The following is a 25903-nucleotide window of genomic DNA, read 5'->3' as shown; positions in this document are numbered from 1 at the left end:
CGCCTCAGGCGTTTCCTAGCCCTGCCGTTCTCATGGTTTACGTCCGGCGGAAATGTCGGCGAGCATCCGTTGCATTTCCTCTTCGATCGTCGGCTCCTTGCGGATATTGTCCGGGGTACCGCCGAGCAGGGGTTCCTGGCGGCCGCCCGCAGTCGGTCGGCTCCCGGCTTGCAGCCCTACCGAAGGCGCCAGCCGCTGCAGATCGCCGCTGATTTCCGCGTCGAGAATCCGCTCAAATTCCGAAACCCGGTCCGGTGTGGCCGGTTGGGCCGGCATCGCCTGTGTCTGCATCACTGGCGCGGAAGCCACTTGCGCAGCGCCCTGTTGCACTGGCGCCGGCTCCCGACGCGGTGCCGCTGGAAGCACCCGCTCGCGGGCCACGTCGAAAATGCCCTCGGCACGTTCTATGGCGGAGACGGCGGGACTCGCGGGCACGGGGGGCGAAACCCTGGCAGGCGGCTGTTGTTGGAGTGGTTGCGCGGCCGTCGCCGGTCTTTGCTCTGCGGCGAGACGGATCGGCGGCGCAGGCTCCACTCGGGGAGCCGCTTGCGGCTGCTCCTCCGCGCGCGCGACTTGCCGCTCCGGCACGGTAGCGGCCGCTTCCACCGGCATCGGCGTCGGCGCCGAAACGGGCCTCGGTTCAGGTCGGGGTGTCGCCTTCGGCACACCCGTGGTCTTCTGCTCCGGGGCCGGGCCGGCGCTCGCCTGTGCCGGCGACAGCTCCGGTGCAATCCGACTTTCGATGACAATGTCGGTGGGGCCGCCGATCATGATGAGGTGTTCGACGTCGTCGCGGCGTACAAGCACGAGCCGGCGCCGCGCGTCGACGGCCGCCGCGTCGAGGACAGCAAGCCTGGGCTGTCTGTTCTTACCGCCGCGCACAAATGGGGAGGAGGGTCTGTGGCGCATGATCCAAAGCACGGCGGCAAGGCACAGGAGCCCGACGGCAACGGCTGCGGCGGCGATGATGAATCGGCTGCCGTTGTCCCCGACAAAGGTTTCCATCATAGGCTGAACTCCTTCTGCCGTCCCCGGATGTCAATATTTGACGGCTTTTTTCGGGCCGGTACAAGCTTGCGTCCGACATTCCCTGTGAATTGACCAGGATGCTTCCGCAGAGACGCTTTTTGCTGTTATCTCTGATTGTTAAAGATGATTCCAGTTCGATGATCCGAACGCGGCAAAGGCATCTGCCGATTTCGCGAAACTTTGGTCGGACGCCGGCGACTGCATGATTCCTTAAACCGGAATCGATTTTGGGGATAGATTATGCAGCCATTCAAAGGATTGCAGCGAGCTTTGCGCGCCTGAACAAGAAGCGCGGCGCTGTTGTAGATGTACAGGGTGGTCGCGCGCGGCCGCAGCGGCAGGTGAGGACCCGATGACGAAATTGCGGCAGTCAGGTGACTACCAGATGCCGGTTGTTGACCGCGGCGTTCGGCCGGGCACGGTCTTGCGGATCATCCTGCTGGCGATTGTCCTCACCGCGTCGGCAGCCGCCTTCGTCGTCTTCAAGAACCAGCTCGAGAACGAGATCGTCCTTGGCATCCTCGGCGTGCTGGCGATGGTCGGCATATTTTTCCTGGTATCGTCGGTGATCGGTTTCATCGAGGTGATGCCGCAGACGCGTCCCGACGAGTTGGCGCGCGCTTTTCTCGATGCCCATGAAGACGGTACGATCGTCACCGACCGCAGGGGGCGCATCATCTATGCCAATGCCGCCTATGGCGCTCTGACCGGCGCAAAGAGTGCCGGCGGCATTCAGTCGCTGGAGACCATTCTCTCCAGAAACCGCGAAGCGACCGAAGCGATCTATCGGCTCACCAATGGCCTTCATGAAGGCAAGAAGGGCCACGAGGAGTTCCGGCTGCTGAAGCCTCTCGCAAATGGTGCATCGATCGGTTCAGGCGCCCATTGGTTCCGGCTGAAGGCGCGCGTGCTGCCCCTGGAGGACAGCGAAAGGAACCCGCTCTATCTGTGGCAGATCGCCGACATCACGGCCGAGCGCGACGACCAGGAGCGTTTCTTCAAGGAACTGCAGAACGCGATCGACTATCTCGACCATGCCCCCGCCGGTTTCTTCTCCGCCGGACGCAAGGGCGAGATCTTCTATATCAACGCCACCCTTGCCGATTGGCTCGGCATCGATCTCACGAAGTTTCAACCGGGATCGGTCAGCATTGCCGATGTCGTCGCAGGCGAGGGCCTCGCGCTCATTCAATCGGTCCAGGCGGAACCGGGCCTCAAGAAAACGAAAGTGCTTGATCTCGATCTGCGCAAGGCCAACGGGCAGAGCCTGCCGGTGCGCCTGATCCACCGCGTCTCGTCAACCCGCGACGGCGCGCCTGGCGAGAGCCGGACGATTGTCATGTCCCGCGAAGACGATGACGGCGATCAGTCGGCCTCGAATGCCGCCATGCGCTTCACGCGCTTCTTCAACAATACGCCGATGGCGATCGCCTCTGTCGATGGCGACGGACGGATCCTGAGGACCAATGCTCCGTTCCTGAAGCTGTTTGCAGGTGTCGTTTCGCAGGACGACGTCGAGCGCGGCGCGCTGATCGAAACGGTCGTGCACGAGTCCGAAAGAAACCGCCTTCAGGACGCGCTTGCGGCGGCAAAGGACCGGCAGGGCGATATCGCGCCGATCGACGCCTTGCACCCGAAGGACGAGGGGCGACATTTCCGCTTCTACGTCAACGCCGTGATCGACCAGAGCGATCAGGCGCCAGAGGAGGCCGCTATAATCTATGCGCTGGAGATTACCGAGCAGAAGGCGCTCGAGAACCAGATGGCGCAGACGCAGAAGATGAATGCCGTGGGCACGCTTGCAGGCGGTATCGCGCACGATTTCAACAACGTGCTGACCGCGATCCTGCTTTCCTCCGACCACCTCCTGCTTTCAGCGCGGCCCGCGGATGCGACTTTCGCCGATCTGATGGAAATCAAGCGCAACGCCAATCGCGCCGCTGTGCTCGTGCGGCAGTTGCTCGCCTTCTCGCGCAAGCAGACGATGCGCCCAACAGTGCTCAACCTCACCGATGTCATCGGCGACCTGCGCATGCTGGTGGACCGGATGACCGGCACCAACGTCAAGGTCGAGGTCGACTACGGCCGCGACCTGTGGCCGGTGAAGACCGATCTCGGCCAGTTCGAGCAGGTGCTGCTCAACCTCGCGGTCAACGCGCGCGACGCCATGCCCAAAGGCGGAACGATCACGCTCCGGACACGAAACCTACCGGCAAGCGAGATTGCGGCACTCGGACGACGGGAGCTGCCGGAGGACGACTTCGTCATGGTCGAGGTTTCCGACCAGGGCACCGGCATTCCGCAGGAGATCATGGACAAGATCTTCGAGCCCTTCTTCACGACGAAGGAAGTCGGCAAGGGCACCGGCCTTGGGCTTTCTATGGTCTACGGCATCGTCAAGCAGTCCGGCGGCTACATCTATCCGGAGTCGGAAGTCGGGAAGGGCACCACCTTCCGCATTCTGCTGCCGCGCCATGTGGAGGAAATCCGCGAGGAAGGGGATTCGCCGGCAACCGAAGCGCCGATGCCGGCAGTCAGCAACCTGGTCGTGGCGCCGGCGCCCAAGGCGGAACAGGAACCAACGGATCTCACCGGCGATTCCGCCGTCGTGCTGCTGGTCGAGGACGAGGAGGCGGTCCGCCGCGGCGGCAAGCGCATGCTCGAAACGCGCGGTTACACTGTTCACGAGGCCGGATCGGGCGTCGAGGCACTCGACATCATGGATGAGCTCAACGGTGCGGTCGATATCGTCGTATCGGACGTGGTGATGCCGGAGATGGACGGACCGACGTTGCTGCGCGAACTGCGCAAGAAGTACCCGGACCTCAAGTTCATCTTCGTATCGGGATACGCAGAGGACGCTTTTGCGCGCAACCTGCCGGCCGACGCAAAATTCGGTTTCCTGCCGAAGCCATTCTCGCTGAAGCAACTGGCGGTGGCCGTTCGCGAGATGCTGGATTCCTGAGCGAGCTGATAAGCTGGAGCAATCCAGGAAAGCCTTTAACGGTTTCTCCTTCGGAATTGCGTCGTTTCAAAGAGTTGGATCGCGTCACTCTTTCAATGAAACAAACGATCTAACGGCGTTCATGAAAAAGGCCCGGTCCAGCGCCGGGCCTCCTTGTCAGCCAACTGATGTCACTTCGCCGTCAGCGCAACTGCGATTTCGGCGGCGAGACGCGCATTGTTCTCGACGAGCGCGATATTGGTTTCGAGGCTGCGGCCTTCGGTCATGTGGAAAAGGTTATCGAGCAGGTAGGGGGTCACGGCTTTGCCGGAGATCTCGTCGCTCGCGGCATTGTCGAGCGCACGGGTGATGTAGATTTCCATCTCTTCGCGCGGAATTTCGCTCTCTTCGGGAACCGGATTGGCGACAAGCATGCCGCCGTCGATGCCGAGCAGGTCGCGCATCTTCTGGAAATTGGCGATCGCGGCGGGGCTGTTCAGCATCAGCGGGCTCTTGATACCGGAATCGCGCGACCAGAAGGCCGGGAAGGTCTCGCTGTCATAGGTGACGACCGGAACACCCCGGGTCTCCAACACCTCGAGCGTTTTCGGAATGTCGAGAATGGCCTTGGCGCCGGCGCAGACGACGATGACGCCGGTGCGGGCGAGTTCATCGAGATCGGCGGAAATATCGAAGCTCTGCTCCGCGCCACGGTGAACGCCGCCGATGCCGCCGGTGGCGAAGATGCTGATGCCGGCGCGCGCGGCGGCGATCATCGTCGCGGCGACGGTCGTAGCGCCCGTGCGACGCTCGGCGATGGCGAAAGCGAGATCAGCGCGCGACAGCTTCATGGCGCCTTCCGTCTTCGAAAGCGCCTCCAGCTTCGCGCTATCGAGGCCAATGTGGAGGACACCGTGGATCACGGCAATCGTTGCCGGTACTGCCCCCTGTTCGCGGATGATCGCCTCGACGCTCCGGGCCATGTTGAGATTGCCGGGATAGGGCATTCCATGCGTGATGATCGTCGATTCCAGCGCGACGATCGGCGCTCCGCGCGCCTTGGCGGCCGCGACTTCATCGGAATATTCCATCGGCAGGGACGGGGAGGAGGGCTTTGTCATGATCTTTCCCTTTAATCGCGATGTGTCGGGCTGAATCAGCCGGGATCGCGATCGCTTCTAATAATGTTGGAACGAGGTGGGGCCGGCAAACCGCTCAGACCTTTCCTCGCTCGGAGCTCGGCTGTCATTTCTCATGACAGCATTTGCGGAGCCGGCACAAGGGCCAGCGCCTGTTCGAGATTGCTCGCGGACATCTCTTCCGAGACGGCGGACGGCGAACGAAGCGTTATGTTGGCGGCGGCAATGCCGTGGCGCAGGCATCTGCCGAGATCGAGACCCGAAAGCCGCGCTGTCAGGAAGCCCGACGCCAATGCGTCGCCGGCTCCGGTGACGTCCGCAAGCGCCGGAAGGGCGGGCGGTACGACGAGGCAGGCCTCTTCGCGGTCGAAGGCGACAGCAGCGCCGCGGCCACGCGTCACGACGCCGCCTGCGAGGCCGGCCTCCCGCAACAGCGGTGGCCAGTTTTCGGGCTGGCCGGCGTCAGTTTCGGTCAGGGCACGTGCTTCGGCCTCGTTCATGAACAGAAAATTCAGTCCTGACAGGCATTTCCTGAAGCGGGTCACCTTTGCCGGCGACACAGCGATGCCGGCAACAAGCCGGCCGTCACTGGAAGCCAGGCTGACCAGTGCGGCGAGCGTTTCTTCAGGCAGATTCGCATCCATCAGCACCAGGTCGCTTGCCGCCAATATCTCGCGCATTGCGCGCTGTTGCAGCCGGCGCGGCGAAAACAACTGGTAGAGATCCATATCGGCAAGCGCGATGACGAGATTGCCGTCGTTTTCGAGGATCGCGGTATAGCTCGGCGTCTTCCGGTCGAGAAAGGTGAAGGCGCAATCGATCACACCCGCCGCGGCCGCGGCCGCCGCCACCATTTCGCCTGCGGCGTCGCCACCACGCGGGCTGATCATTCGTACGCGGCAACCAAGGCGGGCAAGGTTTCTCGCCGCATTGAAGCCGCCGCCGCCTGCTTCCTCGAACCACCAGCCGGGATTGCTCGCGCCGGGAGCAGTGACGCCGCGGATGCGGCCGCGGCGGTCGATGTGGGCGCCGCCGAATACGGCGATTTCCCGTTGTTTCATAAAAGCTCCTCTTTGGGCTGCTTCAATCCAAAATCACAGACGCGGCACGGTCGCGAATCGCGCCGGTATCGCCAAACCTCACCGCGGTCCGGCATGGCCTGTGGAAATGTGGTACAATGTCCGTGAACAAGAATCGAACGCAACGAAAATAATCATTACCATTCAATTGGTTGCCACTCTGTTGCCAAAGCGGAACAAAACATGTACAAAAACTCCTGCGGCGGCTTCATTGCCTCGATAGCTCCAATAACCTAAAGGTGGGACCAAATGGCACAAAACTCTTTGCGGCTCGTAGAGGACAAATCGGTGGATAAAAGCAAGGCACTTGAAGCGGCTCTCTCCCAGATCGAACGGTCGTTCGGCAAGGGATCGATCATGAAGCTCGGCGCGAAGGACAGCGTAATCGAGATCGAAACTGTTTCGACCGGTTCGCTCGGCCTCGATATCGCGCTCGGCATCGGCGGCCTGCCGAAGGGGCGCATCGTTGAAATCTATGGTCCGGAAAGCTCGGGCAAGACGACGCTGGCGCTGCAGACCATTGCGGAAGCGCAGAAGAAGGGCGGCATCTGCGGCTTCGTCGATGCCGAACATGCGCTCGATCCGGTCTATGCACGCAAGCTCGGCGTCGATCTCGAAAACCTCCTGATCTCGCAGCCGGACACCGGTGAACAGGCGCTCGAAATCACCGACACGCTGGTCCGTTCCGGCGCGATTGACGTTCTCGTCGTCGATTCGGTTGCAGCCCTTGTGCCGCGCGCTGAAATCGAAGGCGAAATGGGCGACAGCCTGCCAGGCATGCAGGCCCGCCTGATGAGCCAGGCGCTGCGCAAGCTGACCGCTTCGATCTCCAAGTCCAACTGCATGGTGATCTTCATCAACCAGATCCGCATGAAGATTGGCGTCATGTTCGGTTCGCCGGAAACGACGACGGGCGGCAACGCGCTGAAGTTCTATGCATCGGTGCGCCTCGATATCCGCCGCATCGGCTCGGTCAAGGAGCGCGAGGAAGTCGTCGGCAACCAGACCCGCGTCAAGGTCGTCAAGAACAAGATGGCGCCTCCCTTCAAGCAGGTGGAGTTCGACATCATGTATGGCGAGGGCGTTTCCAAGACCGGCGAGCTCATCGATCTTGGTGTCAAGGCCGGCATCGTCGAGAAGTCCGGCGCCTGGTTTTCCTACAACAGTCAGCGCCTCGGCCAGGGTCGGGAGAACGCGAAACTTTTCTTGCGTGATAATCCCGATCTTCTGCGCGAGATCGAGATGGCTCTGCGGCAGAATGCCGGCCTGATCGCCGACAAGTTCCTGGAGAACGGTGGACCGGAGAGCGATGACGACGGCGACGCAGCGGCCGAAATGTAAGATCTGAGGCGGCAAGTTTTAAATAGAGCCGGTCGTTCCTTCGGACGGCCGGTTTTTTGCTGCCGTCTGGACAGCGTGATAGACGGAAGATAAAAGCCTGTGGTTCCGGCGGCTGAGGGCGTTGGCGGGCGCGACTGTCACGGACAGACGCGGGGTTTGAGATGGCGGTGCGCGGCCCGAATGGTGCGGCGACCGGGAATGGTGCACAGATAGGACGCAAAATGAGCGGCGTGAATGAAATTCGGTCGATGTTTCTCGACTATTTCCGCAAGAACGGCCACGAGATCGTGCCGTCAAGCCCACTCGTGCCGCGCAATGACCCGACATTGATGTTCACCAATGCCGGCATGGTGCAGTTCAAGAACGTCTTCACCGGCCTGGAGCAGCGCCCCTATTCGACGGCCGCGACCGCGCAGAAGTGCGTGCGCGCCGGCGGCAAGCACAATGACCTCGACAATGTCGGCTACACGGCCCGGCACCACACCTTCTTCGAGATGCTCGGCAACTTCTCGTTCGGCGATTATTTCAAGGAACGCGCGATCGAGCTTGCCTGGAACCTCATCACCAAGGAATACGGGCTCGATGCCAAGCGCCTGCTGGTGACTGTCTACCACACCGACGACGAAGCCTTCGGCCTCTGGAAGAAGATCGCCGGCTTCAGCGACGACCGGATCATCCGCATTCCGACCAGCGATAATTTCTGGGCGATGGGCGATACCGGACCGTGCGGCCCGTGCTCGGAGATCTTCTACGATCACGGCGAGCATATCTGGGGCGGACCGCCCGGATCGGCCGAAGAGGATGGTGACCGCTTCATCGAGATCTGGAACCTCGTTTTCATGCAGTACGAGCAGATCACCAAGGAAGAGCGCGTCGACCTGCCGCGCCCGTCGATCGATACCGGCATGGGACTGGAACGCGTCGCCGCCGTCCTCCAGGGCCAACACGACAATTATGACATCGACCTGTTCCGCGCATTGATTGCTGCCTCCGAAGAGGCAACCGGCGTAAGGGCGGAAGGCGACCGGCGCGCAAGTCACCGAGTCATCGCCGATCATCTGCGTTCCTCCGCCTTCCTGATCGCCGACGGTGTGCTGCCCTCGAATGAAGGGCGCGGTTATGTGCTGCGCCGCATCATGCGCCGCGCCATGCGCCACGCACAGTTGCTCGGCGCTCAGGAGCCGTTGATGTGGAAGCTCCTGCCGGCGCTCGTCGAGCAGATGGGCCGCGCCTATCCGGAGCTCGCCCGCGCCGAAGCGCTGATCTCCGAAACGCTGAAGCTGGAAGAGAAGCGCTTCCGCAAGACGCTGGAGCGCGGTCTTAACCTTCTTTCCGAAGCCTCGGCAGATCTTTCCGAGGGCGACCAGTTCAACGGCGAGACTGCCTTCAAGCTCTACGACACCTATGGCTTCCCGCTCGACCTGACGCAGGACGCGCTGCGCGCCAAGGGCATCACGGTCGACACCGACGCTTTCTCGGCAGCCATGGAACGGCAGAAGGCGGAAGCGCGAGCCAACTGGGCTGGATCGGGCGAAGCCGCGACCGAGACGATCTGGTTCGAACTCAAGGAGAAGCACGGCGCGACCGAATTCCTCGGCTATGACACGGAGTCCGCCGAGGGTGTGATCCAGGCGATCGTTCGAGATGGCACGGTGGTCCAATCCGCCGCCAAGGGCGAGAGCATTCAGGTGATCCCCAACCAGACGCCTTTCTATGGCGAATCCGGCGGCCAGATGGGCGACACCGGCGTCATTACGACCGAGACCGGCAAGCTGATGGTCACGGATACCCAGAAGCGGGGCGAGGGGCTTTTCGTCCACTATTGCGTTGTCGCCGAAGGCAGCGTGAAGACCGGCGAGGCCGCGGCGCTGACCGTCGATCATGCGCGTCGCACCCGTCTTCGCTCCAATCACTCCGCGACCCACCTGCTGCACGAGGCGCTGCGCGAGGTGCTCGGTACGCATGTGGCACAGAAGGGCTCGCTTGTGGCACCGGACCGGCTGCGCTTCGACGTATCGCATCCCAAGCCGATGACCGCGGAGGAACTGAAGGTCGTCGAAGAGATGGCCAACGAGATCATCGTGCAGAATTCGCCGGTGACGACGCGGCTGATGACCGTCGACGATGCGATTGCCGAAGGCGCAATGGCACTCTTCGGCGAGAAATACGGCGATGAGGTCCGTGTCGTCTCGATGGGGCAGGGCGTTCGCGGCTCGAAGGCAGGGAAGCCGTACTCGGTGGAACTCTGCGGTGGCACGCATGTGTCTGCCACTGGCGATATCGGCCTTGTGCGGATCGTTTCGGAAAGTGCGGTCGGTGCCGGTGTGCGCCGAATCGAGGCTCTGACCGGCGAGTCGGCTCGCGCCTATCTCAACGAACAGGATGAGCGCGTTAAGACGCTGGCATCCGCGCTCAAGGTCCAGCCGGCGGACGTTCTCGGGCGGATCGAGGCACTGCTTGATGAACGGCGCAAGCTGGAGCGGGAATTGACAGAGGCGAAGAAGAAGCTTGCGCTCGCCGGCGATGGCCAGAACGGCTCGGCCGATGCCGCCCGCGACATCGCAGGCGTCCGATTCCTTGGCAAGGTCGTTTCCGGCGTCGAACCGAAGGACCTGAAGAGCCTTGCCGATGACGGCAAGAAAACGCTCGGTTCCGGCGTTGTCGCCTTCGTCGGTGTTTCCGGTGACGGCAAGGCGAGTGCGGTGGTGGCTGTGACCGACGACCTCACTTCGAAGCTCAGTGCCGTCGACCTCGTGCGCGTCGCATCCGCCGCACTTGGCGGCAAGGGCGGCGGCGGACGCCCGGACATGGCCCAGGCCGGCGGTCCGGACGGCAACCGTGCAGCCGAAGCAATCGAAGCGGTCGCCGTGGCGCTCGCCGGCTGAACGGATCCCGAATGAACGGAAGAAAGGGCGCTGCGGCGCCCTTTTTCATGCGCTCTTTTCGCTGCGGATGCTCGCGAGCGCCGCCTCGACCGAAGCGCGCATGATGACGCGCGGCGGACGAACGTCGTGCTGGCGGAGCGTGCGGCGGACCTGCGACCTCGCACCGGTGATGATGAAACGTACGCCCGTCCGCTCGGCCTTCCGCAGCGTCCCCTCGATCACATTGGCGGCGGTCGAATCCATGAAGGGCACTTCCGAGCAATCGAGTATGAAATTCCGGCGCTGATCGGCGATCCGGTCGAGGACGGTGCCGACGGTCGCAGCCGAACCGAAGAAGAAGATGCCCGAAATCCGATAGATCACCGTATCGGGGTCATCCGCAATGGTAGGATGTTCCACCTCGCCATTTTCCTGCGTCATGGCCTCCAGCGGTTTTGTTTCTCCAACCGAGATGCTCTTTGCCATGCGGTCGATGAAGAGAACCGCGCCGAGGGCGAAGCCGATCACGATGCCTTCCGTGAGTTCGCGGAAGACGACAATGATGAAGGTCGCGAGAAGGACGACTGCATCGCCGTAGGAGGATCGAAGGAGCGCTGTGAATGCCGGCTTCTCGATCATGTTCCAGGCAACGATGGCAAGCACGCCGGCGAGCGAGGCAAGCGGGATGTAGCTTGCAAGCGGAGCGGCGAGAAGCATGAACAGAAGGAGAAAGACCGAATGCAGCATGCCGGAAATTGGGCTCGTTCCGCCGGCACGCACATTGGTCGCGGTACGGGCGATCGTCCCGGTGACGCAGATGCCGCCAAAGAGCGCCGAGCAGACATTCGCGATCCCTTGCGCGATCAGTTCCATGCTCGAGCGATGCCGCCGGCCGGTCATGCCGTCGGCGACGACGGCCGACAGCAGTGACTCGATCGCGCCGAGCAGTGCAAACGAGACGGCATCCGGAAAGACGGCGGCTGCCTTCTCTAGTGATAAAGGCGGCAGCGCCGGCAAGGGCAGGCCGCGCGGAATGCCGCCGAAGCGCGTGCCGATCGTTTCCGCCGGCAATTGCAGGAGAGCGACGAAGGTAGAAGCGGCAGCAACGGCGATCAGCATGCCGGGCCAATGCGGCCGCAACTTTCGCAGCGCGAGAATGGCGCCGATCGTCAACGTCGCCGTCAGAACTGCTGCCCAGTTGACCGTTCCGGCGGCAAGTCCAAGCGTCGCAAGCTTCTCGATGATGGGCCCTGGATCGTGACCGCTCAGAGTGAGGCCGAAGAGATCGCGCAATTGGCTGGCGAAGATGATCACCGCGATCCCGGCGGTGAAGCCCACGGTCACCGGATAGGGAATGAACTTGATGTACTTGCCAAGCCGCAGGTAACCCGCGGCAACGAGCATGATGCCCGACATCGCCGTTGCAAGCAGCAGGCCGTCGAGACCGTGCCTGTCGCCGGTTGCAGCCACGAGCACGATGAAAGCGCCGGCAGGGCCGCCGATCTGGACGCGGCTGCCGCCGAGGAGCGAAACCAGAAAGCCGCCGACAATCGCCGTGTAGAGACCGCGATCGGGCGTCACGCCGGACGCGATCGCAATGGCCATGGACAGCGGCAGCGCGACGATCGCGACGGTCAGCCCGGCAAAGGCGTCCGCCTTCAAGCGAGCGCGACCGTACCCCTCTTTGAAGACGCTTACCGTTTTGGGGACGAGAGAATCGGGCATCGTCGAGATTTTTCCGGATCCCAATATGGGGGCCAAGCGTGCTGGACACCATCAGACTATCTGAGTCGTTACGCCGGACAAGCAGACGCGATCGAGCGCTTGATATCCGCAGGATTTGTCAAATCGATCGATGCTTAATTGCTTTCGCGAATGATGCCCCAGCGCCGCAGGGCCTCGAGTACACCGTCGGCATGGGAGCCGCGGGCGAGAAGGTGCCGACGCTCATGCGCAACCGCCTGCCGTAGCTCGGGGAGGGCATTCGCGACCACCACGCCGCGGACTTGCGGCAAGTCGAACATCTCGCAGTCGTTGCCGGTGTCCCCGGCAACGACCACCTCGTCGAAGCTCAGCGAAAGTTCCCGGCATATCCAGGCAAGCGCGCCACCTTTGCCGCCAGCACGGGGCAAGATGTCGAGGTCCCGGTTGCTGGAATAGATCAGTTTCACGTCCAGGCCGGCGCTCGCCAATTGTCCTGCAATGTCTCGGAGCCGATCTTCTCCGGCATCGGGCAGGTTCCAACTGGCCTTGTACCTGGATTGGTCCGCGTCTGCCTGGCGCCTTGCCCCTTCGACCGCCTGCATGATTGCCGCGACGGTGCTCGGATCGAGGGGCGGCCCAAGCTGCTCTGTGAAGGCGTGCAATTCGCGACGCACGAGTCCATCCGCTATCGTCGTGCCGACGCCGCCGATCATGTAGTCTGGTGGCGGCAGATCCTTCGCATCGACGAGCGCGGCGATATCATCGACCATTCGCCCGCTGTTGTAGACGAGAAGCGGCCGGTCAGCCGGGCGAAGAGCCCACCATGCGGCGCGAAACCGTTCGGCCGCTGCGGCATCGCCGAGCAGCGTGCCGTCGATATCCGACGCCAGCAGCTTCACGCGCTTTTGTCGCATCCGTTCCATCGTTCGTTCTGTCTGATTTTAGCATGACAGCCCGGAACGCAAAAACCCGGCGCGAGGCCGGGTTCCTGAAGCGAAATCGGTGAGGCGCCCTTAGGCAGCCATCGCCTTCTTGAGGTTCTCGTCGATCTTGTCGAGGAAGCCGGTGGTCGACAGCCACGGCTGGTCCGGACCGATCAGGAGCGCAAGATCCTTGGTCATGAAACCGGCTTCGACCGTCTCGATGCAAACGCGCTCGAGCGTTTCCGAGAACTTCGCGAGTTCGGCGTTGCCGTCGAGCTTGGCACGATGAGCAAGGCCGCGGGTCCAGGCGAAGATCGACGCGATCGAGTTGGTCGAGGTTTCCTCGCCCTTCTGGTGCTGGCGGTAGTGGCGCGTAACCGTTCCGTGCGCTGCTTCCGCCTCGACCGTCTTGCCATCCGGCGTCATCAGCACGGAGGTCATCAGGCCGAGCGAACCGAAGCCCTGCGCAACGATATCGGACTGGACGTCGCCATCATAGTTCTTGCAGGCCCAGACATAACCGCCGGACCACTTCAGCGCCGAGGCGACCATGTCGTCGATCAGGCGGTGTTCGTACCAGAGCTTTTCTGCCTTGAACTGTTCGGCGAACTCCTCGTCGAACACCTTCTGGAAGATATCCTTGAAGCGGCCGTCATAGGCCTTGAGGATCGTGTTCTTGGTCGAGAGATAGACCGGGACCTTGCGCTGCAGACCGTAGTTGAACGAGGCGCGGGCGAAATCGGTGATCGATTCGTCCAGGTTGTACATGGCCATCGCGACGCCGGCGCCGGGCGCATCATAGACGTCGTGTTCGATCGTCTGGCCGTCTTCGCCGACGAACTTGATCGAAAGCTTGCCCTTACCCGGGAACTTGAAGTCGGTGGCGCGGTACTGGTCGCCGAAGGCATGACGGCCGACGATGATCGGCTTCGTCCAGCCGGGAACGAGGCGCGGCACGTTCTTGCAGATGATCGGCTCGCGGAAGATCACGCCTCCGAGGATGTTGCGGATCGTGCCGTTCGGCGACTTCCACATCTTCTTCAGCTTGAACTCCTCGACGCGTGCTTCGTCGGGCGTGATCGTCGCGCATTTGACGCCGACGCCATGCTTCTTGATGGCGTTGGCGGCGTCGATTGTCACCTGGTCTTCGGTCGCGTCGCGGTTCTCGACGCTGAGGTCATAATATTCGAGATCGAGGTCGAGATAGGGATGGATCAGCTTGTCCTTGATGAACTGCCAGATGATGCGGGTCATCTCGTCGCCGTCGAGCTCGACGACCGGATTGGCGACCTTGATCTTTGCCATGGATATGCCTCGTAGCTTTGCGGGACATCGGACGAGATGCCCCCGGTGGGAGAAATCCAGAGCCCTATAGCATTGTGAACCGGCAAGGCAAAGCATGCTCGGCTGAAACTTTGGATGGAGGAAGGACCGGTGTTTCTGTCCGTCGGATCCGGCGCCGGCTAACGCTCAACTCGGCCCGGAGTTGATTTCCATACCGCTGGAGCGGCTCACATTATTGATAGCTGTCCTGCGAGCGGTGAACGGCGGCCTTTAAATTCTTGACCGATTGTGCGAGGGAAACGCCGAACAGAAGGCGAAGGCTTAGGCAATGGCAGGTACCAACAGCGAGCGCGAACTCTTGACGGAAGGTCCCGCGATCATTCTCGCTTATCCGCAACTCGGCGAGAACATCGGCATGGTGGCGCGTGCCATGGCCAATTTCGGGCTGTCGGAACTGCGCCTCGTCAACCCGCGCGACGGCTGGCCGAGCGAAAAGGCGCGTTCCGCAGCAAGCCGCGCCGATCATGTCATCGATGGCGCCAAGCTCTACGGCACGCTCGAGGAGGCGATCGCCGATCTCAACTTCGTCTACGCCACCACCGCCCGCGACCGTGACGGCTACAAGCCCGTGCGTTCACCGATCATCGCGGCGCGCACGCTGCGCCAACGATTCAAGAGCGGCGAGGGGGTCGGCATCATTTTTGGCCGCGAACGCACTGGCCTCACCAACGAGGAAGTGGCGTTGGCCGACGAGATCGTGACCTTTCCAGTCAACCCGGCTTTCGCCTCGCTGAACCTCGCGCAGGCCGTGCTGCTCATGTCCTATGAGTGGATGAAGACCGGCATGGAATCGGAAGACGAAACGTCCTTCCAGGCGATCGGGCAACGCCCGGCGACCAAGGAACACCTGCAAGGTCTCTTCGATCATCTGGAAGAGGCGCTGGAGGCACGCAATTACTTCCGCTCCGCCGACAAAAAGCCGAAATTGGTCGAAAATCTCCGCGCTGTTCTGACGAGACCATCCTTTACCGAATCCGAAATCCAGGTGCTGCGCGGCGTCATCTCTTCGCTCGACCGGTTCACCCGCGAAAATCCGCGTGGCTCCGGTGCACCGGCGGGGCGCAGCAGGAAAGTGCAAGGCGGCGGTGACAACGAGTGAACTGAAACCCATACTCGTTTTCGACAGCGGGATCGGTGGGCTGACGGTGCTGCGCGAGGCGCGCGTGCTAATGCCGGAGCGGCATTTCATCTACGTCGCCGACGATGCCGGTTTCCCTTATGGCGGCTGGGAGGAGGGGGCGTTGAAGGAGCGCGTGATCACGCTCTTCGGCGAACTGCTCGCCGCGCACGATCCGGAAATCTGCATCATCGCCTGCAACACCGCCTTCACCCTTGTCGGAGCGGATCTACGCGCGGCCTATCCGCAGATGACTTTCGTCGGCACGGTTCCGGCGATCAAACCGGCGGCGGAGCGGACGCGTTCGGGGCTGGTCTCGGTTCTCGCAACACCCGGCACGGTCAAACGCGCCTATACGCGCGATCTCATCCAGTCCTTTGCATCGCAATGCCACGTGCGGCTCGTCGGCTCGGAAAACCTGGCGCGCATGGCGGAGGCGTATATCCGCGGTGAGAAACTCGACGACGAGGCAGTCCTGGCCGAGATCGCGCCTTGTTTCGTCGAAAGGGATGGGAAGAAGACCGATATCGTCGTGCTCGCCTGCACGCATTACCCCTTCATGGCGAATGTTTTCCGGCGGCTTGCGCCATGGCCGGTCGATTGGCTCGATCCGGCAGAGGCGATCGCGCGGCGCGCCCGCTCGCTGGTGCCGTTGCCGAACGGATTCGAGCCGTTGAACGGCGAGGACCCGGCGATATTCACCAGCGGCAGGCCCGACTTCGCCACACGCCGTCTGATGCAAGGCTTTGGACTGACGATCAGGTAAACATCTGTGGGTTTCGCCCATTGCGCCGAGCAAAGCGCCTGGAAGGGTGCTAGACGCTGATACGTGCCCACGGTTGTCCCGTTGGGGCAGAATGCATTCTTTGATGAGGTACGGATGAAAGTCGGCATCGACATGGGAACGACGTCCGAAGGGACTTCGGCCTCGCTCGATATCGAAGAGCTTCTGGCGACGCGCCTCCTGGTGCAGGGTAATTCCGGCTCCGGGAAGTCGCATCTCTTGCGGCGCCTGCTCGAACAGTCCGCCCCATGGGTGCAGCAGTGCATTATCGATCCGGAAGGTGATTTCGTCACGCTCGCCGACAAGTTCGGCCATGTGGTGATCGAGGGCGAGCGCACGGATGCGGAGCTCATCGGCATCGCGACGCGCATCCGCCAGCACCGCGTCTCCTGCGTCCTTTCGCTCGAAGGGCTCGATGTCGAGCAGCAGATGCGCAGCGCCGGCGTCTTCCTGAATGCTATGTTCGATGCCGATCGTGACTACTGGTATCCTGTTCTCGTCGTCGTGGACGAGGCGCAGATGTTTGCGCCATCGGTCGGCGGCGATGTCTCGGAAGATGTCCGCAAGGTGTCGCTTGGCGCGATGACCAATCTCATGTGCCGCGGCCGAAAGAGGGGGCTCGCAGGCGTCATCGCCACGCAGCGCCTGGCGAAGCTCGCTAAGAACGTCGCGGCCGAGGCCTCGAATTTCCTGATGGGGCGCACCTTTCTCGACATCGACATGCTGCGCGCCGCCGATCTCCTGGGCATGGACCGCCGCACCGCCGAGATGTTCCGCGACCTGAAACGCGGCTCTTTCGTCGCGCTCGGGCCTGCGCTGTCGCGTCGGCCGCTGAAGGTGACGATCGGCTCCGTCGAGACTTCCGCCCGCTCCACCAGTCCGAAGCTGATGCCGCTGCCGGAAGCGCCGCAGGACGTCGAGGACCTGATCTTCACGCCGGATCCCGAAGAGTTGACGCGGCCGATCGTGCGCCGGCCGGCTCCGCAGCCACGTCCGGCGACCGATATCCTCGCCGAACTGTCACGGCCACGCCCAGAGCCTTTGGCAACGGTCGAAATCAAACCTGCCCAGCCGGAAATGTCGCCGGAGGAGCGCGACGCGCTGCTCGACAGCCTGTTCGCCGAGATCCTGGCCAATCCGGACGCGGCGTTCCGGCCGGACGCCGAACTCTTCCAGGACTTTCTCGTTCGTTGCCGTATCCGCCGCGTACCAGGCCCCGCACTTTCCTTGAGCGCCTTCCGCCGCAAGATGGCCGTCGCCCGGTCCGGCGTCGATGCCGAGACGGCGGCGACAGAGACATGGGCATCGGCGCTCCGGCTTGCCGATCGCGTAACCGAGGACCTGCAAGCGGTGTTTCTGATGATGGCGCAGGCGGCCGTGCGCGGCCTGCCGTGTCCTTCCGACGCGATGATCGCGCGGGCCTATGGAACCCATTCCGCCCGCCGCGCACGCCGGCTGCTCGGCTATTTCGAGGAGCACGGACTCGTCGTGGTGCACGCGGATTCCTCCGGCAAGCGCATCGTTGCTTTCCCCGACCTCGGGAGCGAAACCGCGCCGGGCGATGCAAACGGTCCGGATATCGGGAATGCCGAACGCACAGCCGCTGAGTAAGCGTTCTCGCGAAAGGCCGCATGCGTAAAACTTTCCGCCTTTACAATGGCGGCGTGCGTAAAACTTTCCGCTTTTACGTTGACAAATCAGCAATCGGTGCGTAAAGACCCGCCCAACGCCGGGCAGCAATGTCCGGTGTTTCATTTGACATGTCCCGTGGTTTCTTGCGTCCGCGTGATCGTAAGAGGCCTGTCAGAACTCCCGAAATGGGTTCAGAGGAGGGCGTGTTTCCTTGATCCGGCTTGGCAACAAGCCGGTGTAACTGATTGAAAGGAAATGCGATGAGCAAGCGCGAATCGTCCAAGTACAAAATTGACCGCCGCATGGGCGAAAACATCTGGGGCCGTCCGAAGTCCCCGGTCAACCGCCGTGAATACGGCCCGGGCCAGCACGGCCAGCGCCGCAAGTCCAAGCTTTCCGACTTCGGCGTGCAGCTGCGCGCCAAGCAGAAGCTGAAGGGCTACTACGGCGACATCCGTGAAAAGCAGTTCCGTGCGATCTTCGCCGAAGCTTCGCGCCGCAAGGGTGACACTCCGGAAAACCTGATCGGCCTGCTCGAATCGCGCCTCGACGCGATCGTCTACCGCGCAAAGTTCGTTCCGACCGTCTTCGCTGCGCGCCAGTTCGTCAACCATGGCCACGTCAAGGTCAACGGCGTCCGCGTCAACATCGGTTCCTACCGTTGCAAGCCGGGCGACGTCATCGAAGTCAAGGAAAAGTCCAAGCAGCTCGTTTCGGTTCTCGAATCCGTACAGCTCGCTGAGCGTGACGTTCCGGACTACATCGACGCCGATCACAACAAGATGGTTGCGACCTACGTCCGCGTTCCGGTTCTCACCGACGTTCCGTACCCGGTCGTCATGGAACCGCACCTGGTCGTCGAATTCTATTCGCGTTAATCCGGGGCTTTTGCCTTGTGAGCTTTCGAAAACCGCCCGGAGACGGGCGGTTTTTTTGTACGAAGATGCCGATCAATCAGTGTCGAGGAATGCCGCATGCCGGAGCAAAAAGCGCCGCAAGACCTGCAGGCGATCATCGATGACATTTATCGCGAACTGACGCCACGCCTCGGCGAGGGCAAGGTGGCCGACTATATTCCGCAGCTCGCACGCGTCGATTCCCGCCGTTTCGGCATGGCAATCGTCACCACCGGCGGTGAGATATACCGGGTCGGCGATGCGGAGATGCCGTTTTCGATCCAAAGCATCTCCAAGGTGTTTACGCTGACGCTGGCGCTTGGCAAGCATGGCGAGAATATCTGGCACCGCGTCGGGCGCGAACCGTCGGGCTCTGCCTTCAATTCGATCGTGCAGCTCGAGCACGAAGGTGGAAAGCCGCGCAATCCCTTTATCAATGCCGGCGCGATCACCATCAGCGACCTTATCCTTGCAGGCCACACGCCCAAGGAGCTCATCGGCGAAATCGTGCAGTTCGTCCGCTATCTTGCCGACGACGACACAATCGTGATCGACCACGAGGTAGCGCGCTCGGAGACGGCAACCGGCTTCCGCAATGTCGCGCTTGCCAATTTCATGCGTTCCTTCGGCAAACTCGATCATCCGGCTGAGCATGTACTCGGCGTCTATTTTCACCATTGCGCTTTGGCGATGACCTGCGCGCAGCTCGCCAAGGCCGGCCTGTTTCTCGCCGCCGGCGGCACGAATCCATTGACCGGGCATTCCGTCGTTTCGCGCCAACGCGCACGCCGCATCAATGCGCTGATGCTGACCTGCGGTCACTATGACGGCTCCGGCGACTTCGCCTATCGGGTCGGCCTGCCCGGCAAGAGCGGCGTCGGCGGAGGCATTCTGGCCGTCGCGCCAGGCAAGGCTTCCGTCGCAGTCTGGTCACCCGGGCTCAACGAGAACGGCAATTCGCTGCTGGGTTCGCTGGCGCTCGAAATGCTCGCCGCGCGCACCGGCTGGTCCGTCTTCGGTCCTTGATAATCCCTTTCAAAGCCGTTTTCCCTTGATCTTCGAGGCCGGACAGGGCAAGTGCTGGTCTAGGCTTCCGGGCGCCTTGCCTGCATATTCCGAGACCATTGCCATGGAACTTTCAGCATCGTCCCAGTACGACACGGTGAACATTGCCGCGGACGACGAAGAGACCGGGTTTGATGCTCATCCGCTTTTCGCGCGGATGCCGTCCTCGGTTTCCTTCAATAAGCTCCGCAAGCGCCTGCTGCGGCAAACCCGTCAGGCGCTCGACGATTTCGACATGTTGAAGGGCGGCAGACGCTGGCTCGTCGGCCTTTCCGGTGGCAAGGACAGCTACAGTCTGCTGGCGCTTTTGATGGATCTGCAATGGCGCGGTCTGCTGCCGGTCGAGCTCATCGCCTGCAACCTCGATCAGGGCCAGCCGAACTTCCCCAAACATATCCTGCCGGACTACCTGAGCTCGATCGGCGTCAAACACCGCATCGAATACCGCGACACCTATTCCATCGTAAAGGAGAAGGTGCCGACAGGCGCGACCTATTGCTCGCTCTGCTCGCGGTTGAGGCGCGGCAATCTCTATCGCATCGCGCGGGAGGAGGGGTGTGATGCCCTCGTCCTCGGCCACCATCGGGAGGATATCCTCGAAACCTTCTTCATGAACCTCTTCCATGGCGGGCGGCTCGCGTCGATGCCGGCCAAGCTTCTCAACGACGAAGGCGATCTCATGGTGCTGCGGCCGCTTGCCTATGCAGCGGAAGACGATCTAGCGAAGTTCGCGGCGGCCATGGAATTTCCGATCATCCCCTGCGACCTCTGCGGCTCGCAGGACGGTCTCGAACGCAATGCGATGAAGGCTATGCTTGCCGACCTCGAGCGGCGCATGCCCGGCCGCAAGGACACGATGCTGCGCGCGCTTGGCCACGTGAACCCGTCGCACCTGCTTGATCCAAAGCTTTTCGATTTCCAATCCCTTTCCCCGGAGCCCAAAGAATGAGCCAATCCGTCGACATCGCCGCACTCGCCAACCTTCTGCAGGAGGCGGCGGTCAAGGAAATTCTGCCGCGGTTCCGCAATCTTGGCGCCGGCGATGTGCGCATGAAGTCGGAGGCGATCGATCTCGTCACAGAAGGCGACGAAGCAGCGGAAAGGCTCATCAAGGCCAAGATCGATGCGATCGCGCCGGGCGCTGTTTTCATTGGCGAGGAGTCCGTTGCCGCTGACCCGGCATTGCTTGACAAGCTCGCCGATGCCGATCTCGCAATCGTCGTCGATCCGATCGACGGAACTTTCAATTTTGCGGCCGGCTTGCCGCTCTTCGGCGTCATGGCAAGCGTGGTCGCCAAGGGAGAGACCGTCGCCGGCATCATTTATGATCCGCTTGGCAACGATTGGGTCATTGCCGAGAAGGGGGCGGGCGCCTGGCTGTGCCGGCCGGACGGATCGCAGGAGAAATTGGCGGTGACTGCGGGCGTGCCGCTCGAGGCCATGGTCGGCGGTGCTTCGACGGCCTTCTACAAGGAAGACGACCGCCGGATCGTCATGGGCAATTTGGCCAGGGTCAGGATCGCCACCAGCTACCGTTGCGCGGCTCATGAATACCGGATCTTTGCCGGCGGTCATGTACACTTCCTGATGTACCAGAAGCTGATGCCGTGGGACCATCTGGCCGGGACGCTGATTGCCGAAGAGGCGGGCGCCTATGCGGCGCGCTTCGACGGCTCCCGCTATCTGCCTGCCCACACCAATGGCGGCCTGCTTCTGGCGACCGACAAGGAGAGCTGGGAAGCCCTGCGGCGCGAGGTTTTCACGGTCTGAGCGATTTCGCACGATCACAGAAAATGGAAAGGCCCGCCCGGATGGTCCGGGCGGGCCTTTCTTACATGTGGCCGCCGCCGTGATCATGCGCCATGTCCTTGTCGCCGGGATGCGTGAAGAGCTTGCCGTTCTCCGCCCAAAGCGTGGCGAGAATGGTGAACAGGCCGAACAGCGCAAAGCCACCGAACAAGGGCTGCAGCGTGCCGTTGAAGAGTTGGCCGACGGCGGCACCGAGTAGTGTCCCGCCCGTCGTCGAGACGAAGCCGGTGATCGCGGTTGCCGTCCCTGCAAGGTGCCCCATCGGCTCAAGGCTGATGGCGGTGAAGTTCGTGGCGATGACGGCAAAGAACATCAGCAGGATCGAGAAAATCAGGTAGCTGATCGCGAAGGCCGGCGTGCCAACGAGCGACATCCCATAGCCGATTGTTGCAAGCAGCGTGAAGAGAACCATGGCAGCATGCGAGATGCGGCGCATGCCGAAGCTGCGGACGAAGAAGCCGTTGGCGAAATTGGCAACTGCAATCCCGCCCGCCGTCGCCGCAAACGCGATCGGCAGCCAATCGCCAAGACCGTAGACCTCTCCAAAGACCTGCTGAACGCTGACGATATAGGCACAGATCACCGCGGAGAAGAGCGTAAGCCCGATCATGTAGCCGCAGGTTATGCGGTTCGTCAGTACCGTGCGGAAGCCGGAGAGGACGGCGCCGACCGAAAGCGGCAGGCGCTCCTCCTGCGGCAGGGACTCCTTCATCCGGGTCAGTGCCCAGATGAACAGGACGGCGCCAATGCCGCCGATCAGGATGAAGATCCAGTGCCAGCTCGCAGAGACGATCACCAGTTGCCCAAGGGAAGGAGCGACGATCGGAATGATCATGAAGACGATCATTACATAGGACATCACTCGCGCCATTTCACGGCCGCCGAAACAGTCGCGAACGATCGCCATCGTCGTGATGCGGATGGCGGCTGCACCGACACCCTGCACGAAGCGCATCACGAGCAGCGCTTCGAAGCTCGTGGCCTGCGAGGCGGCGAACGAGGTGAGCGTGAAGAAGGCCAGGCCGCCGAGCAACACGATGCGCCGGCCGAAGGTGTCGGAAAGGCTGCCGAAGAAAATCTGCGACAGGCCGAATCCGAGCAGGAAGATGCCAATGACAAGCTGTGCGTCGTTCGCATTTGCGACGTCGAACGACTGACCGATGCTCTGAAGGGCGGGCAGCATGCTGTCAATCGCAAGCGCGACGCTGGCGGTCATGAGCGCGATCGTCACGATGAACTCGGCGAAGCCCATATGGATGCGTCCGGCGCCCGAGGCACTGTCGACATGCGCGGCTTGTTGGGGAATGGATGATTTTTCTGAAACGGAGGACATTGTTGAATATCCGTAAGAAGAGCTTGAGAGGAGAAATCGGACCGGCGGGTGGAGGAAGCGGCTGACGCCTCCACGCCGCGTTTCGGGCTAACCGGCCGGGTTGTGCGGTCTGAAAAGCAGGCCGCCCTCGGCGATCAGCACGAATGCGACGGCGAAAATGGCTACTGTGAAAAACCCTGCGGCAAGCGGCGTCACGGTGCCGTCGAAGGCTTGGCCGATAAATGCACCGATGATCCCGCCGCCGATCGTCTGCGTGAAGCCCAGGACGGAGGACGCGGTTCCGGCCACATGGCCGAGCGGCTCCATCGCCATGGCGTTGAAGTTCGCCGCGATCAGCCCGAACTGGAACATCGTCGCTGCGTGCAGGATAATGAAGAGCGGTAGCGGCAGCGGCCCCATCAGCGACACCGACAGCCAGATGAAGCTTGCCAGCGTGAAGCCCAGAAGTGCTGCGTGCGAGAGAGCGCGCATGCCGAATCGCTGAACGAGACGCGAATTGGTGAAGGAGGCGATCGCCATCATGCCTGCGAAGGCTGCGAAAACCGCTGGAAACCAGATCCCGAGACCGTAGATGCCGACGAGGATCTGTTGCGCCGAGTTGACGAAGCCGAAAAGTCCGCCAAGGAGAGCGGACGTCGCCAGCGTGTAGAAAAGTGCCAGCCGGTTCGTCAGCACGATGCGGAAGCCTTCCAGTATCACTGAAGCCGTGAAGGCGCGCCGGTTAGACGGCGCCAGCGTTTCGCGAAGGCTGAGGGCTACGGGGACGGAGATCGTCGCTGCGAACAGCGCGATAACGACGAAGATCATGTGCCATTCGGAGAAGAGCATGATCAACTGACCAATGCTCGGCGCGATCACGGGAACGATCATGAACATCATCATGACCAGAGACATGATCTCCGCCATCTGACGGCCGCCATAGACGTCACGCACGATGGAGACAGTGATGACGCGAGTTGCGGCCGCGCCGACGCCCTGCACAAAACGAAGGAACAGGAGCGCCGTGAATGTGGGCACGAACACGATCGCAAGCGCGCAGAGGCCGTAGAGTGCGAGCCCGCCCAATAGCGGCCCTTTCCGGCCCAAGCGGTCGGATAGCGGGCCGAAGAACAATTGCGCAAAGCCCATGCCGATGAGGTAGGCGGTGATGACATACTGCCGATGGTTTTCATCGGCGACCCCAAGGCTCGCGCCGATTTCCTGCAATCCCGGCAGCATGATGTCGATCGAGATCGCGTTGATCGACATCAGCATCGCCATCAGCGCAATGAACTGGAACTTCGTCAGTCCCGAGAGGGTGGCGGTCTGATCAATGGGCCTGGTCATGTCACATGTCCTGCTGATGGCCGCGGGCGGGCATCGGAATTTGAAACTGTATTTGCCCTCCGAATGCGAGAGCACAACGCCTTGAATTTTCGCACTATTCGGACAAGAGCCGAGATTGACCTGAGCGATGCGATCGGTGCTTTCCGGATCATGCCTCCGGAACTGGCTGACGTTCGACGGCCAGCGTGGCACCGGCCGGCGTGTCGGTGGTGGTGGTAGGACGCGCTCCCGCGTCAGAACGAGCGGCGAGCGGAGGTCCGGGCGAGCGGCACCCGCTCTGTGGCCCTTTGGTGGAACCATGCACGTCGCAGGGCAGCTGATGTCTGGCTATCCAGAACGCTTCCGACGACCGGAAATTTGCCCGCCCGCTCAAGAAGCACATTAGAAATTAGACAATCGAAATGGAGCGTCAGAATCAAAAAAGGCGGTCGCCCGCCTTTCCCGATATTTCAGAAGACGCCGCTCGGGTCAGGCGGCACCCTTCACGGAAACACCCTGTCCCTGAAGATGCGACTGCAATTCTCCGGCCTGAAACATCTCCCGTACGATGTCACAGCCGCCGACGAATTCGCCCTTCACGTAAAGCTGCGGAATGGTCGGCCAGTTGGAATAGTCCTTGATGCCCTGGCGAAGATCCGCATCGGCAAGCACATTGATGCCCTTGTAGTCGACACCGATGTAATCGAGGATCTGGACAACCTGGCCAGAGAAGCCACACTGCGGAAACTGCGGCGTGCCCTTCATGAAGAGAACAACGTCGTTCGTCTTGACTTCGTTGTCGATGAAATCGTGAATTCCGCTCATTTTGTCTTCCTTCCTGCGCCGGCTTCAAGGACCGGATGTCGATTGGGGCTTAGATAGCATGCGTGCGGGTGATTTTCATCACCCAATCACAACAAATATTGATGGCCCCTCAAAATGTGGCTTCGATACCACTCGGCTAGGCGGACCGGCGGCGCAGCTTGTTCCTGGCAGCCGCCGTGCGGCGACGGCTCACCTGTTTCTTCGCCGGTTTGCGCACGGCGGCTTCGATGATCTCCGCGAGCAGGCCGCCCGATGCGGCTTTCCTGGTCCGGCGCTTCGTCCGCTTCGTCGCGCTACGCCTTGCGCCGGTCTTCTTCAGGATCTCCTTCAGCGCGCTGTCAACGACACCGCTGACAAGCTCCTTGATCAGGTCCGCCATTCCAACTCACTCCGGCGCGCTGGTCTGGAGGGCGAGTGCGTGGAGCACGCCACCCATATTGCCCTTCAATGCGTTGTAGACCATCTGGTGCTGTTGCACACGGGTCTTGCCGCGAAACGCTTCGGCCACGACTTCGGCGGCATAATGGTCGCCGTCACCGGCCAAATCGCGGATCGTGACCTTTGCACCGGGAATCCCGGCCTTGATCATGTCTTCGATATCGCCTGGTGTCATGGGCATGATACGCCAACTCCCTTTTATTTTCTGCGCCGGCAGCACCGCCGGCGCCTTTCATGTTTTCAGGGAACCACGATTCAGGTACGGAAGGCAAATGCTGAATCGGCCCGTTCAGGAAGTCTTCGCGCCTAAATCCCGTCGCGTGAAAAAGAAT

The 25903-nt window shown here is 61.9% G+C and carries 21 protein-coding genes; 10 read left to right on the top strand and 11 right to left on the bottom strand.

The window, feature by feature from the left end; all coding sequences use genetic code 11:
* Positions 1 to 30: 30 nt before the first annotated feature.
* Complete coding sequence (locus QN224_RS14700; RefSeq protein WP_283977299.1) at positions 31 to 1008, bottom strand: flagellar biosynthetic protein FliO; 978 nt, start codon at positions 1006 to 1008, stop codon at positions 31 to 33.
* A gap of 373 nt (positions 1009 to 1381) precedes the next feature.
* On the opposite strand from QN224_RS14700, the gene cckA reads away from it, so the two are divergent.
* Positions 1382 to 3994, top strand: a complete 2613-nt coding sequence (gene cckA, locus QN224_RS14695) for a cell cycle histidine kinase CckA (protein ID WP_283977298.1) — start codon at positions 1382 to 1384, stop codon at positions 3992 to 3994.
* 170 nt (positions 3995 to 4164) lie between these two features.
* On the opposite strand, the gene QN224_RS14690 is transcribed toward cckA, so the two are convergent.
* Both QN224_RS14690 and QN224_RS14685 read right to left on the bottom strand, forming a co-directional pair.
* On the bottom strand, positions 4165 to 5094 hold the full coding sequence (locus QN224_RS14690; protein ID WP_283977297.1) for a pseudouridine-5'-phosphate glycosidase: 930 nt from the start codon (positions 5092 to 5094) through the stop codon (positions 4165 to 4167).
* A gap of 131 nt (positions 5095 to 5225) precedes the next feature.
* The gene (locus QN224_RS14685; RefSeq protein WP_283977296.1) at positions 5226 to 6173 is read right to left on the bottom strand and encodes a carbohydrate kinase family protein; all 948 of its coding nucleotides are present in this window, start codon (positions 6171 to 6173) and stop codon (positions 5226 to 5228) included.
* A 267-nt stretch (positions 6174 to 6440) separates the two neighbouring features.
* Here QN224_RS14685 and recA point away from each other — a divergent pair, with 267 nt between their 5' ends.
* Together recA and alaS are read left to right on the top strand one after the other, a co-directional pair.
* The gene (recA, locus tag QN224_RS14680; RefSeq protein ID WP_173513243.1) at positions 6441 to 7532 is read left to right on the top strand and encodes a recombinase RecA; all 1092 of its coding nucleotides are present in this window, start codon (positions 6441 to 6443) and stop codon (positions 7530 to 7532) included.
* Positions 7533 to 7753: 221 nt separating this feature from the next.
* Positions 7754 to 10417, top strand: a complete 2664-nt coding sequence (gene alaS, locus QN224_RS14675; RefSeq protein WP_283977295.1) for an alanine--tRNA ligase — start codon at positions 7754 to 7756, stop codon at positions 10415 to 10417.
* A 45-nt stretch (positions 10418 to 10462) separates the two neighbouring features.
* Here the strand turns inward: alaS and QN224_RS14670 are convergent, their stop codons facing one another.
* From QN224_RS14670 to QN224_RS14660, 3 genes are all read right to left on the bottom strand, one after another.
* On the bottom strand, positions 10463 to 12121 hold the full coding sequence (locus tag QN224_RS14670; protein WP_283977294.1) for a SulP family inorganic anion transporter: 1659 nt from the start codon (positions 12119 to 12121) through the stop codon (positions 10463 to 10465).
* A gap of 134 nt (positions 12122 to 12255) precedes the next feature.
* Positions 12256 to 13014, bottom strand: coding sequence for an HAD family hydrolase (locus QN224_RS14665; protein ID WP_283977293.1), 759 nt, complete (start codon positions 13012 to 13014; stop codon positions 12256 to 12258).
* A 99-nt stretch (positions 13015 to 13113) separates the two neighbouring features.
* Positions 13114 to 14328, bottom strand: a complete 1215-nt coding sequence (locus tag QN224_RS14660; protein ID WP_173513247.1) for an NADP-dependent isocitrate dehydrogenase — start codon at positions 14326 to 14328, stop codon at positions 13114 to 13116.
* Between the two features lie 307 nt (positions 14329 to 14635).
* Here QN224_RS14660 and QN224_RS14655 point away from each other — a divergent pair, with 307 nt between their 5' ends.
* From QN224_RS14655 to QN224_RS14625, 7 genes are all read left to right on the top strand, one after another.
* The gene (locus QN224_RS14655) at positions 14636 to 15466 is read left to right on the top strand and encodes an RNA methyltransferase (protein WP_283977292.1); all 831 of its coding nucleotides are present in this window, start codon (positions 14636 to 14638) and stop codon (positions 15464 to 15466) included.
* On the top strand, positions 15453 to 16250 hold the full coding sequence (gene murI, locus QN224_RS14650) for a glutamate racemase (protein WP_283977291.1): 798 nt from the start codon (positions 15453 to 15455) through the stop codon (positions 16248 to 16250). Before QN224_RS14655 ends, murI begins: the two co-directional genes overlap by 14 nt.
* A 114-nt stretch (positions 16251 to 16364) precedes the next feature.
* Positions 16365 to 17879 (top strand): ATP-binding protein, encoded by a 1515-nt coding sequence (locus tag QN224_RS14645; protein ID WP_283977290.1) that lies wholly within the window; start codon positions 16365 to 16367, stop codon positions 17877 to 17879.
* 281 nt (positions 17880 to 18160) lie between these two features.
* On the top strand, positions 18161 to 18778 hold the full coding sequence (gene rpsD / locus QN224_RS14640; protein WP_173513251.1) for a 30S ribosomal protein S4: 618 nt from the start codon (positions 18161 to 18163) through the stop codon (positions 18776 to 18778).
* A gap of 96 nt (positions 18779 to 18874) precedes the next feature.
* Complete coding sequence (locus tag QN224_RS14635) at positions 18875 to 19822, top strand: glutaminase (RefSeq protein ID WP_173513252.1); 948 nt, start codon at positions 18875 to 18877, stop codon at positions 19820 to 19822.
* 103 nt (positions 19823 to 19925) lie between these two features.
* Entirely contained in the window at positions 19926 to 20810 is an 885-nt protein-coding gene (gene ttcA / locus QN224_RS14630) for a tRNA 2-thiocytidine(32) synthetase TtcA (RefSeq protein ID WP_283977289.1), read from the top strand.
* Complete coding sequence (locus QN224_RS14625; protein ID WP_173513254.1) at positions 20807 to 21631, top strand: inositol monophosphatase family protein; 825 nt, start codon at positions 20807 to 20809, stop codon at positions 21629 to 21631. Before ttcA ends, QN224_RS14625 begins: the two co-directional genes overlap by 4 nt.
* 61 nt (positions 21632 to 21692) lie before the next feature.
* Here QN224_RS14625 and QN224_RS14620 read toward each other — a convergent pair whose 3' ends face one another.
* The 5 genes from QN224_RS14620 to QN224_RS14600 all read right to left on the bottom strand — a co-directional run bounded on the left by QN224_RS14620 (position 21693) and on the right by QN224_RS14600 (position 25752).
* The gene (locus tag QN224_RS14620; RefSeq protein WP_283977288.1) at positions 21693 to 23003 is read right to left on the bottom strand and encodes a multidrug effflux MFS transporter; all 1311 of its coding nucleotides are present in this window, start codon (positions 23001 to 23003) and stop codon (positions 21693 to 21695) included.
* An 87-nt stretch (positions 23004 to 23090) separates the two neighbouring features.
* Positions 23091 to 24329 carry a multidrug effflux MFS transporter gene (locus tag QN224_RS14615; RefSeq protein ID WP_283977287.1) on the bottom strand — a complete coding sequence of 413 codons (1239 nt, stop codon included), beginning with the start codon at positions 24327 to 24329 and terminating at the stop codon, positions 23091 to 23093.
* 468 nt (positions 24330 to 24797) lie between these two features.
* Entirely contained in the window at positions 24798 to 25133 is a 336-nt protein-coding gene (gene grxD, locus QN224_RS14610; RefSeq protein WP_173513257.1) for a Grx4 family monothiol glutaredoxin, read from the bottom strand.
* 136 nt (positions 25134 to 25269) lie between these two features.
* Positions 25270 to 25512 (bottom strand): hypothetical protein, encoded by a 243-nt coding sequence (locus QN224_RS14605; protein WP_283977286.1) that lies wholly within the window; start codon positions 25510 to 25512, stop codon positions 25270 to 25272.
* 6 nt (positions 25513 to 25518) lie between these two features.
* Entirely contained in the window at positions 25519 to 25752 is a 234-nt protein-coding gene (locus QN224_RS14600) for a BolA family protein (RefSeq protein ID WP_057248940.1), read from the bottom strand.
* Positions 25753 to 25903 lie beyond the last annotated feature (151 nt).

The organism is Sinorhizobium sp. 7-81, assembly GCF_030124405.1.
GTDB lineage: Bacteria > Pseudomonadota > Alphaproteobacteria > Rhizobiales > Rhizobiaceae > Sinorhizobium > Sinorhizobium psoraleae.
Note: the sequence above shows the minus strand (reverse complement) of the source record. Positions and strands in the feature narration are given on the sequence as shown.

What these genes read in the sequence shown, in the direction of transcription:
- QN224_RS14600 (WP_057248940.1), bottom strand. Translation starts at nt 25,752, where the DNA reads ATGCCCATGACACCAGGCGATATCGAAGACATGATCAAGGCCGGGATT.
- QN224_RS14655 (WP_283977292.1), top strand. Translation starts at nt 14,636, where the DNA reads ATGGCAGGTACCAACAGCGAGCGCGAACTCTTGACGGAAGGTCCCGCG.
- ttcA (WP_283977289.1), top strand. Translation starts at nt 19,926, where the DNA reads ATGGAACTTTCAGCATCGTCCCAGTACGACACGGTGAACATTGCCGCG.
- cckA (WP_283977298.1), top strand. Translation starts at nt 1,382, where the DNA reads ATGACGAAATTGCGGCAGTCAGGTGACTACCAGATGCCGGTTGTTGAC.
- QN224_RS14685 (WP_283977296.1), bottom strand. Translation starts at nt 6,173, where the DNA reads ATGAAACAACGGGAAATCGCCGTATTCGGCGGCGCCCACATCGACCGC.
- QN224_RS14700 (WP_283977299.1), bottom strand. Translation starts at nt 1,008, where the DNA reads ATGATGGAAACCTTTGTCGGGGACAACGGCAGCCGATTCATCATCGCC.
- QN224_RS14620 (WP_283977288.1), bottom strand. Translation starts at nt 23,003, where the DNA reads ATGTCCTCCGTTTCAGAAAAATCATCCATTCCCCAACAAGCCGCGCAT.
- QN224_RS14665 (WP_283977293.1), bottom strand. Translation starts at nt 13,014, where the DNA reads ATGCGACAAAAGCGCGTGAAGCTGCTGGCGTCGGATATCGACGGCACG.
- QN224_RS14670 (WP_283977294.1), bottom strand. Translation starts at nt 12,121, where the DNA reads ATGCCCGATTCTCTCGTCCCCAAAACGGTAAGCGTCTTCAAAGAGGGG.
- QN224_RS14625 (WP_173513254.1), top strand. Translation starts at nt 20,807, where the DNA reads ATGAGCCAATCCGTCGACATCGCCGCACTCGCCAACCTTCTGCAGGAG.
- QN224_RS14690 (WP_283977297.1), bottom strand. Translation starts at nt 5,094, where the DNA reads ATGACAAAGCCCTCCTCCCCGTCCCTGCCGATGGAATATTCCGATGAA.
- QN224_RS14605 (WP_283977286.1), bottom strand. Translation starts at nt 25,512, where the DNA reads ATGGCGGACCTGATCAAGGAGCTTGTCAGCGGTGTCGTTGACAGCGCG.
- QN224_RS14635 (WP_173513252.1), top strand. Translation starts at nt 18,875, where the DNA reads ATGCCGGAGCAAAAAGCGCCGCAAGACCTGCAGGCGATCATCGATGAC.
- QN224_RS14615 (WP_283977287.1), bottom strand. Translation starts at nt 24,329, where the DNA reads ATGACCAGGCCCATTGATCAGACCGCCACCCTCTCGGGACTGACGAAG.
- grxD (WP_173513257.1), bottom strand. Translation starts at nt 25,133, where the DNA reads ATGAGCGGAATTCACGATTTCATCGACAACGAAGTCAAGACGAACGAC.
- QN224_RS14645 (WP_283977290.1), top strand. Translation starts at nt 16,365, where the DNA reads ATGAAAGTCGGCATCGACATGGGAACGACGTCCGAAGGGACTTCGGCC.
- alaS (WP_283977295.1), top strand. Translation starts at nt 7,754, where the DNA reads ATGAGCGGCGTGAATGAAATTCGGTCGATGTTTCTCGACTATTTCCGC.
- rpsD (WP_173513251.1), top strand. Translation starts at nt 18,161, where the DNA reads ATGAGCAAGCGCGAATCGTCCAAGTACAAAATTGACCGCCGCATGGGC.
- QN224_RS14660 (WP_173513247.1), bottom strand. Translation starts at nt 14,328, where the DNA reads ATGGCAAAGATCAAGGTCGCCAATCCGGTCGTCGAGCTCGACGGCGAC.
- recA (WP_173513243.1), top strand. Translation starts at nt 6,441, where the DNA reads ATGGCACAAAACTCTTTGCGGCTCGTAGAGGACAAATCGGTGGATAAA.